Origin of the sequence: Paraburkholderia sp. BR10872 (assembly GCF_040965835.1) — a bacterium.
GTDB lineage: Bacteria > Pseudomonadota > Gammaproteobacteria > Burkholderiales > Burkholderiaceae > Paraburkholderia > Paraburkholderia nodosa_A.
The window spans coordinates 86,944-98,500 of record NZ_JBFRCN010000033.1 but is presented as its reverse complement, the minus strand read 5'-3'; the positions used below and the strand labels follow the sequence as shown (position 1 = coordinate 98,500).

The 11,557-nt window shown below is 64.3% G+C and carries 12 protein-coding genes; 9 read left to right on the top strand and 3 right to left on the bottom strand.

The features are described 5' to 3' along the window. From AB4Y43_RS24350 to AB4Y43_RS24330, 5 genes are all read left to right on the top strand, one after another. On the top strand, positions 1-258 hold a 258-nt coding region (locus tag AB4Y43_RS24350), incomplete at its 5' end, for a hypothetical protein (protein ID WP_368728954.1). Positions 259-497: 239 nt separating this feature from the next. Beyond that, complete coding sequence (locus tag AB4Y43_RS24345; protein ID WP_133182136.1) at positions 498-1,712, top strand: DUF2863 family protein; 1,215 nt, start codon at positions 498-500, stop codon at positions 1,710-1,712. Positions 1,713-1,907: 195 nt separating this feature from the next. Then, a complete protein-coding gene (locus AB4Y43_RS24340; RefSeq protein ID WP_069265253.1) occupies positions 1,908-2,843 on the top strand; it encodes a response regulator transcription factor in 936 nt (311 codons plus the stop codon). A gap of 10 nt (positions 2,844-2,853) precedes the next feature. Beyond that, positions 2,854-3,528: an energy-coupling factor ABC transporter permease gene (locus tag AB4Y43_RS24335; protein ID WP_069265487.1), complete on the top strand. Its 675-nt coding sequence runs from the start codon at positions 2,854-2,856 to the stop codon at positions 3,526-3,528. A gap of 206 nt (positions 3,529-3,734) precedes the next feature. Continuing rightward, positions 3,735-4,406 carry a BspC domain-containing protein gene (locus AB4Y43_RS24330; protein WP_342947969.1) on the top strand — a complete coding sequence of 224 codons (672 nt, stop codon included), beginning with the start codon at positions 3,735-3,737 and terminating at the stop codon, positions 4,404-4,406. 86 nt (positions 4,407-4,492) lie between these two features. Here the strand turns inward: AB4Y43_RS24330 and AB4Y43_RS24325 are convergent, their stop codons facing one another. Next, positions 4,493-5,656, bottom strand: coding sequence for a M14-type cytosolic carboxypeptidase (locus tag AB4Y43_RS24325; protein WP_069265255.1), 1,164 nt, complete (start codon positions 5,654-5,656; stop codon positions 4,493-4,495). A gap of 29 nt (positions 5,657-5,685) precedes the next feature. Beyond that, a complete protein-coding gene (gene yaaA / locus AB4Y43_RS24320) occupies positions 5,686-6,480 on the bottom strand; it encodes a peroxide stress protein YaaA (protein ID WP_368728953.1) in 795 nt (264 codons plus the stop codon). Between the two features lie 64 nt (positions 6,481-6,544). On the opposite strand from yaaA, the gene AB4Y43_RS24315 reads away from it, so the two are divergent. Next, complete coding sequence (locus AB4Y43_RS24315; protein ID WP_368617034.1) at positions 6,545-7,060, top strand: putative toxin-antitoxin system toxin component, PIN family; 516 nt, start codon at positions 6,545-6,547, stop codon at positions 7,058-7,060. 105 nt (positions 7,061-7,165) lie between these two features. After that, the gene (locus tag AB4Y43_RS24310; RefSeq protein WP_368606359.1) at positions 7,166-8,356 is read left to right on the top strand and encodes a pyridoxal phosphate-dependent aminotransferase; all 1,191 of its coding nucleotides are present in this window, start codon (positions 7,166-7,168) and stop codon (positions 8,354-8,356) included. A gap of 81 nt (positions 8,357-8,437) precedes the next feature. On the opposite strand, the gene AB4Y43_RS24305 is transcribed toward AB4Y43_RS24310, so the two are convergent. Then, positions 8,438-9,079, bottom strand: a complete 642-nt coding sequence (locus AB4Y43_RS24305) for a glutathione S-transferase (protein ID WP_342947965.1) — start codon at positions 9,077-9,079, stop codon at positions 8,438-8,440. A 108-nt stretch (positions 9,080-9,187) separates the two neighbouring features. Between AB4Y43_RS24305 and AB4Y43_RS24300 the strand changes: the two genes are divergently transcribed. Next, positions 9,188-10,750 carry a 3-hydroxyacyl-CoA dehydrogenase gene (locus tag AB4Y43_RS24300; protein ID WP_368617033.1) on the top strand — a complete coding sequence of 521 codons (1,563 nt, stop codon included), beginning with the start codon at positions 9,188-9,190 and terminating at the stop codon, positions 10,748-10,750. Then, positions 10,747-11,535: an oxepin-CoA hydrolase, alternative type gene (locus tag AB4Y43_RS24295; RefSeq protein ID WP_368617032.1), complete on the top strand. Its 789-nt coding sequence runs from the start codon at positions 10,747-10,749 to the stop codon at positions 11,533-11,535. Before AB4Y43_RS24300 ends, AB4Y43_RS24295 begins: the two co-directional genes overlap by 4 nt. Positions 11,536-11,557 lie beyond the last annotated feature (22 nt).

The following is an 11,557-nucleotide window of genomic DNA, read 5'->3' as shown; positions in this document are numbered from 1 at the left end:
GGCTGTAAATTTTTAAAGATCGATCGCGAAAGCGCCGTTAAAACTGCTCAACTACCGGCTTCTTTCTGCGTTGCTGCGTCAGCAGCAGAGAAACGAGATTATGAAGACTGTCTGGCGATCTGTCAACCGGTTTTTTTACTTCGTTCAACCTGCCGCTCAACTTCGAATCACCCGCAGACCCAGTCGCCACAAGGCTTTCGCCCCAGGCTTCCCGTCTCCCCGCGCCTTCATCGAAAGCGCGAAAGACCGGAATTCTAGTCACGCAGATGACATCTTGCAAGCGGTTTTTTGACCGGCTAGTAAAGTCGGGCTGACCACGGCTCGCCTGCTCCATAGAGCAGTCGTCATAGTGCTTCCGGTCGATGCCTTCCGGCTGTGCAGCAACGACGATCCTGCATCGCACCGGGGCCCATTCGGTGCGCTCCTGCTGCCCAATCCGATGGCGCGCACGGAACCGACTAGAATATGGGGTTCTCTGCACCCAAACTCACAGATTTATGCGCTCGCGAATCGCCAAACGCCTTCCTCCTGACGCCGACAAACTCGTCGGCCTCTCGCTCGCCCTGTTCGCCTCGGGCAGCCGCACCGAAGACCGCTTCTGGGAGGCAAAGCTCGACACGCTGCTAGCGAAGGTCGTGCGCAACGGCAATCAGACCACACTCGACGCCGCGCTCGATCATCTGCAGCAGAATCATCCGGACGCCTACGGCGCGCTCGCCGACATGGCTGAGACGCACAGCGAGTCGTTCATCGTCGAACACGACGGCGCGCAATACGAGGCGCTGCTCGTCGCCGCGCCGGTGCTGGCCTGGACGCGCTATGTCATCCCTTCGGGCCCGCTGAAGGCCGACGGCGCCGACGCCCTGCGCACCCATCTTCAGGCCCATGTGCTGGCGAACGGCACGCGCGTGGCGATGGCCCCCTATCTCTATAGCATCGACCAGTTGCCGCGCCACCATGTCGAAACCTGGCGCCTCGCACAACAGCTTACCCAGGCGGCATTGAGCGGCGCGCCGGCGAAAATCAGCTCGGGCGAACTGCCGGAAACGTCGCCGATCCTCGCCGATCCGCGTTTCCTGCTCGCCGTCGTCGCCGCGCCCGTTGGCGCCCCGCTCTTCCGCTGGCAAGAAGAGGAACACGGCTCGCGCATCGAGCGCGGTCAATGCCTGGAACAATGGGCTACCCAGGGCGGCGCCAACCTTGCCGTCGTCATGCCAGGATGCGAGTTCGAATGCCTGCTGCCGGACGCCTACTACTCTGCCTGCCGTGACGCGGATGAGCGCGTGCGCCCGCACACGATCCGCACCGCCGTGCGCTATCTGCTCGACACGATCGGCGCGGGCGCGCAGGACTTGCGCGCCGTCGTCGCCGGGTTCGGCGAGCGCCGTATCGACGAATACCGCATCGGCTTCACGAAGCGCGGCAGCAATGACGTGCTGTACGGCGTGGTCTGGCCGCTCTATGGCCGCGAGAACGGCGACGCCGACATCGACGAAGAGCCGACCGAGGAGAGTGTCAGCAGCGGTCCGCTCGAAGAGATCGTTGCGCTGCTGAAGGAATCGGGCATCACCGATATCCGTCGTCACGCTGGCCGCTTCGAGCCGGAATACTGCGATGACTGCGGCGTGCCGCTCTATGCGGATCCACTCGGCGAGATCGTCCACGCCGAGATGCCAGAAGATGCTGAGCCCGTACAGCCACATTTCCACTAGGACAACGCCCAAATTCCTACCCGGTCCCGCCTGTGTGCGGGACTTTTTTTTGCCCTATGTCTTATGCCTTTTGGACAGGCCGCCAGCGCGCAACCTTTTTGTCATCATGGTGCTGCTGGTCTGGTTCACCGCCGAGTAGAAGCGGTGCGCATTTCACAATATTGCGAGAGGCCGTTACGAAAGGAGGGCATATCCATGCGGTTCGTTGTACTCAATCCGGACGCCGAAAGGCGCGAAGGACTCAAGGCGCTGTTAAGACAAATCGACCGTCGCGCACGCTTCAATGATGCGCCGGACTGGCGCAGCGCTGAGCGCGCCTTGCAACGGTTCACCCCCAACCTGATCGTGATCGACTGGCACGACGACATCCGTGCCGGCGAACTGCGCCACTTTGTCATGCGGCACCGCAGCTTGCCCGTCGCCATACTGGTTGACAGCGCCGAGACGCCCACGACTGTGCGCGCGCTCATCAACGAAGGCGCCCGCGGCGTCATCCGGCGCACAACGGACTCCGTCCTGATTGTGAAGTTTCTGGAACTCATCATGCTTGGTGGCGATCATCTGCCGGCCGACGTGCTCGGTCCATGCACGCCATGGCCGCTGCCGCCCCGGCGCGATGCCCAGGCCGCCGCACAGGCCCGCAAGGTACGTCCGAAGGTGGACCTGTCACCACGACAGGAGCAGATCCTTCGCTGCGTCCATATGGGCAATACGAACAAGATGATCGCGAGAGCGCTCGGCATCAGCGAGGGCACGGTGAAAGTCCATCTGACAAGCATCTTTCAGCAGCTCGGCGCGCCCAATCGCGCGGCAGCCGTCGCGATCTACAACGGATTGCTCGCGAACCAGCTGCAAGTGCTGCGCGCAGAATGCGAGCGGGCGGCGAAGCCCAGGCACGGCGAGCACGGTCCGGTGCCATTGCGCGCACGCGACGCTCTTGCGCATCGCTATCCGTTGCTGTCAGGCGACAGTGCGGCTCCCCTACCCATCGCGGCGGAGCCAGTGACGCCCTATGGCGACCTCGCCGCGGCGCAGCAGATGCGCCCCGTCGACGTCGGCGAGGCCAGTGAGAGCACGGAGGAGGAAGCCCTGGTGCTCGCTCGCGCACACGGCTCGCCTTCCAACGAGTAATATGAAGCACATGGGGTTCCTATTTACGCCGCTTCCGTTCTGGGTTGCTATCGGTGCCTGGGTTGTCACCGTGGGGCTGCTCGCGCTCGCGCTATGGAAGAACCCCTTCAAGCGTCTGCAGGACGCCACGCTCCAGCACGTGTGGCTTGCGATCGTCGTCGCAATCTCCGTGCTGTGGGCAAGTAATGCGTGGCTCGAAGACGGCACCGTGCTGCACCTGCTCGGCGCCACACTCGTGGTCACGCTATTCGACTGGGGGCTCGCGCTCGTCGCCATGGGCGTCGTCGTCGGGCTCGCCGCACTGGTCTTCGACGCCCCCTGGGAAGGCGTCGCCCTCACCTTCCTGATATTCGGCGCCTTCCCTGTCGCGATTTCGGCGCTACTGCAGCGCGCCTGCACCGCGTGGCTGCCGCGCAACCTCTTCATGTTCATCGTCGGCCAGGGTTTCGTGTCGCCAGCCATCGCCGTTTCGGCGGCGGCCTATCTCGCGCTCGGCACCCATGTGGCGCTCAACGGCGGATCGGCGATCACCGTGCCCGCAGGCTATGCATTCAGCGTATTTCTACTCGCTTCGGGCGAAGCCTGGTTCACAGGTATGGCAACGGCGCTGATCGCCGTCTACCGGCCGGCCTGGGTCACCACGTACGACGTGCGTCGCTATCGCCTGGGCGGCCCGCGAACCTGAACGCTGCCTCAGCCAGACGCCCCACCGCCAGCAACGTGGCGACGGCGCGACCGCACGTCGCGCTCGGCCGCAAGCGCATACGCAGCAGCGCTTGCGCCGATCCCACTGCTCTGACAGAAGAAAATAATTGTTTCCGGATTGAACTCAAGCTGGCTGGGCTGCATCTTACGGTGCCTGACGTCTCATCCCTCATCCCTAGCAAGCAGATGGACTGCAACCATGCATCTCGCCGGCTGTTGTTCGTAGCCGGTCAACTGGCGGCGTGCGCCGCGAGCCTCATGCTCATCGCCGCGCCAGCCGCGCAGGCCGATCAACTCGATCAACACAACGATCTCGTCAAGCAGTTCGTCACCCAGATGCACGCGGACCCGCTAGTCGCGGACTGCGCGGCGCACGGCGACTTCGTCGCAAGCACATCGCAAGCGCTCGATCACGTCGAGTTTCCGCCCAGTTCGTTCGACAGCGCGCATGCGAGCGTGACGCCGTGGAACGACTCGTTCGACGAAGGCAAGCAGCGCGTAAAGGTCGATACGATCGTGACAGTCGACGGCATCGGCATTCCCAAAGAAAGCGGCAACTCGCCCTATGACCTGAAGTTTCGCTGCGGCTATGTCGGGCAGCAGATGCTCGCGTTCAGCTGGAACGATCCGGTCCCGCCGGCGCACGCACGCAGCGAGCGCGGCACGGCGTCGAGCGGCGCCCATGGAAAGGGCAAGCATTCGACCAGGAAGGCCACTGGCAACGGTTCGAAAAAAACGCCTGCGAACAAGTCGAGCCACAAAACGTCGACGAGCAGCACGAAGTCGTCCAGCAAATCGACGACGACAAAATCCATTGCGAAAAAAGCGACTTCAAAGAAGAAGACGACGGCCAACTGAACCCGTCGGTGTTCTCGACGCGAAAAAGGGGGAAACGGCCTGGCCGTTTCCCCCTTTTCTTGATGTCTGCGCGGCGAAGACGCGTGTTACGCAAACGCCTCCACGTGATGCAGGATGGCCTGCAGCATCGCAGCGCCAAGCGCGGCGCTACGCTCACCGTTCCAACCTACGCGTTCGTCGGGCAGATTGGCGTTGTCCTTGAACGGCATCTCGAGCGTGAGCGACAGGCAGCCGTAGCGATGGCCGATGTACTTCGACGCGAGTTTGAGCGCATCTTCGCGGTAGCGGCTCGCCTCGTAGCCGTGCTGATCCTGGAAGTCGGGGCTCGCCACCTTGAACGCCTCGATGAACGCCTTCTGCTCCGCGCGTTGCTGATCGGTAAAGCCAGGCAGCATTTCCGAGCCCGCCACGAACACATAGGGCAGCGTCTCGTCGCCGTGGATGTCGAAGAAGAGATCGACGCCCGTGGCTTCGATCGCATCGCGCACGACCAGCACTTCGGGACTACGCTGCGCGTCCGGCGCCATCCACTCGCGGTTCAGGTTCGCGCCCACGGCGTTGGTACGCAAATTCCCGTGCACGCTGCCGTCCGGATTCATGTTCGGCACGATATGGAACACGGCGCGGTCGTAAAGCTTGCGCGCGACCGGATCGCCAGCCCAGTCGCCCCAACCGGCGAGCCGCTTGACCAACCCTTCGACGAACCACTCGGCCATGCTCTCACCCGGATGCTGGCGCGCGATGATCCAGACCGTCTTCTTGGGCTTGCCGTCGGGCGCGGTGTCGCCCGGCATGCCAAGCGAGAGCAGCGACATGGGGCGGCCCTCGACGCTCTGGCCGAGTTCCGTCAGTGTGGCGTGCGGCAGTTGCTGAAGCGCGCCGAGGAACTCCGAGTGACGCTCTTCGCTATACGGCTCGAAGTACGCGTAGTAGATGCTGTCGAAGTCGGGCGTGTGGTCGATGACGAGTTCCTTCCCGTCATACGAGGTCGGCACGCGGAACCAGTTCACGCGGTCGTAGCTCGCCGCGGCCTGGTAATCGCGCCAGCCCTCGGGAAATGCGCAGGCCGACGCGTTCTCGAACGTCATCACGCAACGTTCGCCGCGCGCGCCCGAGAGGCGGAAGTAGAACCATTGCGCGAACTCGGACTGGTTATCCGCTCGCACGCGCAGACGGATGTCGTCGGCGCGCTCGCACGACAGGACCTCGATCGCGCCCGCATCGAAATGGCTGGAGATGGCAATCGTCATGGTGTTTTCCTTCCCGCTTGCTTGTTCATTTACTCGGCGATGCGCCGACGAAATACATAGGTCGAATCGTTCGATGCATCCGCATCGAACGCGTAGCCTTCCACGTCGAACGCCTTGAGCGCCTCGGGCTCCGCCACGCGGTTCTCGACGGCATAACGCGCCATCAAGCCGCGCGCGCGCTTCGCGTGGAAGCTGATGATCTTGTAGCGCCCACCCTTCCAGTCTTCGAATACCGGCGTGATCACAGGCGCGGCGAGCTTCTTCGGCTTTACGGCCTTGAAGTACTCGTTCGACGCGCAGTTCACCAGCACGCGCGCACCCTTCGCCGCTTTCGCCTGGTCGTGCTCGATCTGCGCATTGATCGCGTGCGTGATGCGCTCGCCCCAAAACGCGTAGAGATCCTTGCCGCGCGCATTTTCGAAACGCGTGCCCATTTCCAGGCGATAAGGCTGCAGCAGGTCGAGCGGACGCAGCAGGCCATAGAGCCCGGAGAGCACACGCACATGCTGTTGCGCATAGTCGAGATCCGCCGACGAGAGCGACTTCGCGTCGAAGCCTTCGTAGACATCGCCGTTGAACGCGAGCACGGCCTGCTTCGCGTTGGTCTGGCTGAACTGCTTCGACCAGTCGGCGTAGCGCTGGAAATTCAGGCGCGCGAGCGGGTCGGAAATGCTCATGAGCGAACCGATCTGCTGCGGCGAGAGGCGGCGCAAGCCCGCGATCAGCTCGGCTGCGTCGTCGACGAAATCGGGGATAGTGTGGGCTTCGATGTGCGCCGGCGTGTCATAGTCGAGCGATTTGGCCGGCGACAGAACGATTATCATAGAGGCTTGCAGGCACGATGTGCCGATGTTCAAAGGCGAAAGCCCGATTGTAGCGAATTCACGAATGACCGGCCTCACGCCCCCAACCGCAGCATCCCTCTCGCCCGCCGCCGCTCGCGCGCTCCCCGTGGTTCTCGACTCGAATGTCTGGCTCGATATCCTCGTGTTCGACGACGCGCACACGCGCCCCATTCGCGCGGCGCTCGAGCGCGGCGCGATCCAGGCGCTGATCGACGCGCGTTGCCAGGCCGAGTTGGCCCACGTGCTCGACTATCCGCAGTTCGCTGGCCGCGGCGTCGCGAAAGCGGACGCGCTCGCGGCGCTGGCCGGCCTCGTCGAACTGATCGAGCTGCCCGGGCTTGCCGCCGACGCGCGGCCCCTGCCCCAATGCCGCGACCGCGACGACCAGAAGTTTCTCGAACTGGCGCGCGCAAGCGGCGCACGGTGGCTCGTCTCGAAGGACCGCGCGGTGCTCAAGCTCGCGAAGCGCGTGGCGCGCGACTTTGGCTTTCGCATCGCAACGCCCGACGCCTTCGTCGCCGAATGCGTGCAAAGCGCTGCTCAAGCAGCGCAGGCCTGATGCCCCTGCATCACGGCGTGCGCGCCCGGCCTGACCACCGCAGCGGTGCCGATTTGCCTACAATCGGACTTTGACCCAACCCAACGCCCGACTCCCGCCCGCGACATGAACGCACCGCATCCCACGCAGAATTCGCAGGACACCCTGCTCACGCCCTCTTTTCCGTCGCGTCTGCCGAACGTCGGCACGACGATCTTCACCGTGATGAGCGCGCTCGCCGCCGAAAAGGGCGCGGTCAACCTGGGCCAGGGCTTTCCCGACTTCGATTGCGACGGGCGCATCGTCGACGCCGTCTCGCAAGCCATGCGCGAGGGTCACAACCAGTACCCGCCGATGGCAGGCATCGCCGCGCTACGCGAAGCGATCGCGGACAAGATCGAGCACGTGTACGGCCGCCGCTACGACGCCAATAGCGAGATCACGGTGACGGCCGGCGCCACGCAAGCGCTCCTCACGGCGATTCTCGCGACCGTGCACGCGGGCGACGAAGTGATCGTGGTCGAGCCGACCTACGACAGCTATTTGCCGTCGATCGAACTGGCGGGCGGCAAGCCCGTGTTCGTGACGCTCGAAGCGCCCGACTACGCGATTGCGTTCGACCGCCTCGCCGCGGCCATCACGCCGAAAACGCGCCTCATCCTCATCAATACGCCGCACAACCCCACGGGCACGGTGTGGCGCGCCGAGGACATGCAAAAGCTCGAGGAGATCGTGCGCGGCACCAACGTGCTGATCCTCTCCGACGAGGTCTACGAGCACATGGTCTACGACGGCCAGCCGCACGAAAGCGTGGCGCGCTATCCGGAGCTGGCCGCGCGCAGCTTCATCGTGTCGAGCTTCGGCAAGACCTATCACGTGACGGGATGGAAGGTGGGCTATGTCGCCGCGCCCGCGCCGCTCACGGCCGAGTTCCGCAAGGTGCACCAGTTCAACGTCTTCACCGTGAACACGCCGATGCAGTTCGGCCTGGCGCAGTATCTGCGTGATCCGAAGCCGTATCTGGAACTGCCCGCGTTCTACCAGAAGAAGCGCGACTTCTTCCGCGCCGGACTCGCCAACACGCGCTTCAAGCTGCTGCCGTGCGAAGGCACCTACTTCCAGTGCGTGGACTATTCGGCGATCAGCGATCTGCCCGAAGCGGAATTCTCGAAGTGGCTCACTGCGGAGATCGGCGTGGCCGCCATTCCGGTGTCGGCGTTCTATCACGAGGCGCACGAATCGGGCGTCGTGCGCTTTTGCTTCGCCAAGCAGGAAAGCACGCTCGCGACCGCGCTCGAGCGGCTTGCGCGGCTCTGATGTCGTGCGCGCGCGATGAATCCACGAACGGCAGTGCGTTCCCGATCATCGCGCGCAACAACGTGCAAAACGCCGCAACGCTTACGAGTTCGCCTCGATATACGCCTTGCGGTCCGCGTTGACGCGCTGCGCCGTCGGGCGTTCACCGATCAGCTTGATATACGTTTTCCAGTCGATACCCACGTCGGCGAGGAAATCGCTACCGTAGACGGCCTGCGTCGCGCGGCCCACGAGCGGCAGGCTCACGAACGCCGCCGCATCGGCCACGCCGAACTGCTCGCCCGCCACGTAAGGCGCGAACTTCGCGATCCGCCTGAAGGCCGCCACGTAACGGCGCAGCCGCTTTTCCATGGTCGCTTTGACCTCGTCCGTCACCTTGCTGCCGAAGAACGCCTCGCCATACAGCTCACGCGCGTTCAACTCCAGATGCGTTTCGATGAAAACGATGAGTTCGCGCTCCTTCGCTGCCTGCCACGGATCCGCCGCGAAAATGTGCTTCTCTGGAAAGCGCGCTGCCAGATACTCGACGATCACTTCCGACTCGCACAAAAAGCCCTGCTCCGTTTCGATATAAGGCACCTTGCCGGCCGGCGACTGCGCGAGCTGCGCCTCTTCGAGCGGCAGCTTGTTCGGCAGCTCCTCGAACGCGATGCCGTGCTCGAGCAGCAGAAGCTTGACCTTGTTGTAGTAATTCGAAAGCGCGAAACCGTGCAGCTTGATCATCCTCGTTGCCTCCTTCAGAGAGGCAGCTCCCTTTTCGGAACTGCCGAACCGTTTTCATAAAATTGTACGACCGTGCTATTCTAGGCCAATCATGGAGCCAGGCTTCCAATGACTTCACATCATTTCAACATTGAGACAATCGGCATCGTCGGCACCGGCGCGATGGGCCGCGGCATCGCCCAGATCGCTGCGCAGGCAGGCCTCGCGGTGCGCCTCTACGACACGAACCCGCAGGCGGTCGCCGCCGCGCGCGATTATCTCGCCGACACCTTCGCGAAACTCGCGGCAAAAGGCAAGCTCGATGAGGCTGCCGCCAACGCCGCGCTCGAACGCGTGAGCGGCGCGCATACGATCGATGAACTCGCGGTCTGCGATCTCGTGATCGAGGCGATCGTCGAGAATCTCGAGGCCAAGCGCACGCTCTTTCGCGAGCTCGAAAGCGTGGTGAGCGAGCGTTGCCTGCTCGTTTCGAACACCTCTTCGCTTTCCATTACCGCCATCGCTGCCGCGTGCAGCGATGCATCGCGTGTGGCGGGCTATCACTTCTTCAACCCCGTGCCGCTCATGAAGGTGGTCGAAGTGATCGACGGCCTGCGCAGCGATCCCGCCGCTGGCGACGCGCTCATGGCGCTCGCGCGCCGCATGGGCCACACGCCAGTGCGCGCGAAGGACATGCCCGGCTTCATCGTCAATCACGCGGGCCGCGGCATGAATACCGAAGGCCTGCGCGTGGCGGGCGAAGGCGTAGCGAGCTTCGTCGAGATCGATCGCATCATGCGCGAACAGGCTGGCTTTCGCCTCGGACCGTTCGAGTTGCTCGACCTCACCGCCCTCGATGTCTCGCATCCGGTGATGGAGTCGATCTATCACCAGTTCTATGAGGAGCCGCGCTTCACGCCCTCCCCCATCACGGGTGTGCGGCTCGCAGGCGGCCTCGTTGGCCGCAAAGCCGGTGAAGGCTTCTATCGCTATGTCGATGGCAAGCAGCAGGCGCCCGACGAGCCCGCAGCGCCCACGGCGCTGCCTGCGCGCGTCTGGGTGAGCCGCCGCAACGCCGCCGCGCGTGACGCCGTGCTCGCGCTCGCAGTAAAAGCGGGTGTGGCCGTCGACGAAAGCGATACGCCGGCAGCCGGTTCGCTGATCGTCGTCGCGCCGCTCGGCCTCGACGCCACGACCTCCGCGCTCGACGAGCAGCTCGACGCGAGCCGCGTCGTCGCCGTCGACACGCTGTTCCCGCTCGACACCGCGAAGCGCCGCACGCTGATGACGACGCCCGCCACCACGCGCGAAGCCCGCGACGCGGGCCACGCGCTCTTCGCCGCCGACGGCGTGCCGGTCACCGTGATCCGCGATTCGACGGGCTTTGTCGCGCAGCGTATCGTCGCGACGATCGTCAACATCGGTTGCGACATCGCGCAAAAACAAATCGCCACGCCCCGTGACATCGACCTCGCGGTCACGCTGGGTCTCGGCTACCCGCGCGGCCCGCTCGCGCTCGGCGACGCGCTGGGCGCGCGCACGATCCTCACGATCCTGCGCAACATCCACACCGTGCTCGGCGATCCGCGCTATCGCCCGTCGCCGTGGCTCGCGCGCCGCGCGCAGCTCGGCCTTTCGCTGACGCAAGCAGACGCAGCAGACATCAACGCATCGAACGAGGCACCGCAATGAGCGCCGAACTCCTCAGCACCCGCCCGCGAGGCCACGAATCGACACTCGTCCTCACGCTGTCGAACCCCGGCGCACGCAACGCGCTGCATCCCGACATGTACGCCGCTGCCGTCGAAGCCTTCGACACCGCCGAGCGCGATTCGTCATTGCGCGCAATCGTCCTCACGGGCGCCGACAACTTCTTCTGTGCGGGCGGCAACCTCAACCGCCTGCTCGAAAACCGCGCGAAGGACCCGTCGGTGCAGGCCGCCAGCATCGACATGCTCGCTGCGTGGGTCACCGCGATGCGCCAGTCGAGCAAGCCGATCATCGCGGCCGTGGAAGGCGCGGCCGCCGGCGCGGGCTTCTCGCTCGCACTCGCCGCCGACCTGCTCGTCGCCGCCGACGATGCGAAGTTCGTCATGGCCTATTCGCGCGTAGGCCTGACGCCCGATGGTGGCGGTTCGTGGTTCCTCGCGCGCTCGCTGCCGCGCGCCCTCGCGTTCGAGCTGATGGTGGAAGGCAAGCCGATCGGCGCGGCGCGTCTCGCGGAACTGGGCGTCGTGAACCGGCTCTCGAAGCCGCAATCGGCGCTCGATACGGCGCTTGCCTGGGCCGACGAACTCGCGAAGATCTCGCCGAATTCGGTGGCGCGCATCAAGGGTTTGACGAACGTCGCCGACGCGCAGCCGCTCGAAGCACAGCTCGCTGCGGAGCGCGACAGTTTCGTCGCGTCGCTGCATCACCGCGACGGCCTCGAAGGCATTACTGCGTTCCTCGAAAAACGCGCCCCTGTCTACAAGTGAACCGGCTTCAATCCGCACGAGC

What these genes read in the sequence shown, in the direction of transcription:
- AB4Y43_RS24345 (WP_133182136.1), top strand. Translation starts at nt 498, where the DNA reads ATGCGCTCGCGAATCGCCAAACGCCTTCCTCCTGACGCCGACAAACTC.
- AB4Y43_RS24340 (WP_069265253.1), top strand. Translation starts at nt 1,908, where the DNA reads ATGCGGTTCGTTGTACTCAATCCGGACGCCGAAAGGCGCGAAGGACTC.
- AB4Y43_RS24335 (WP_069265487.1), top strand. Translation starts at nt 2,854, where the DNA reads ATGGGGTTCCTATTTACGCCGCTTCCGTTCTGGGTTGCTATCGGTGCC.
- AB4Y43_RS24330 (WP_342947969.1), top strand. Translation starts at nt 3,735, where the DNA reads ATGGACTGCAACCATGCATCTCGCCGGCTGTTGTTCGTAGCCGGTCAA.
- AB4Y43_RS24325 (WP_069265255.1), bottom strand. Translation starts at nt 5,656, where the DNA reads ATGACGATTGCCATCTCCAGCCATTTCGATGCGGGCGCGATCGAGGTC.
- yaaA (WP_368728953.1), bottom strand. Translation starts at nt 6,480, where the DNA reads ATGATAATCGTTCTGTCGCCGGCCAAATCGCTCGACTATGACACGCCG.
- AB4Y43_RS24315 (WP_368617034.1), top strand. Translation starts at nt 6,545, where the DNA reads ATGACCGGCCTCACGCCCCCAACCGCAGCATCCCTCTCGCCCGCCGCC.
- AB4Y43_RS24310 (WP_368606359.1), top strand. Translation starts at nt 7,166, where the DNA reads ATGAACGCACCGCATCCCACGCAGAATTCGCAGGACACCCTGCTCACG.
- AB4Y43_RS24305 (WP_342947965.1), bottom strand. Translation starts at nt 9,079, where the DNA reads ATGATCAAGCTGCACGGTTTCGCGCTTTCGAATTACTACAACAAGGTC.
- AB4Y43_RS24300 (WP_368617033.1), top strand. Translation starts at nt 9,188, where the DNA reads ATGACTTCACATCATTTCAACATTGAGACAATCGGCATCGTCGGCACC.
- AB4Y43_RS24295 (WP_368617032.1), top strand. Translation starts at nt 10,747, where the DNA reads ATGAGCGCCGAACTCCTCAGCACCCGCCCGCGAGGCCACGAATCGACA.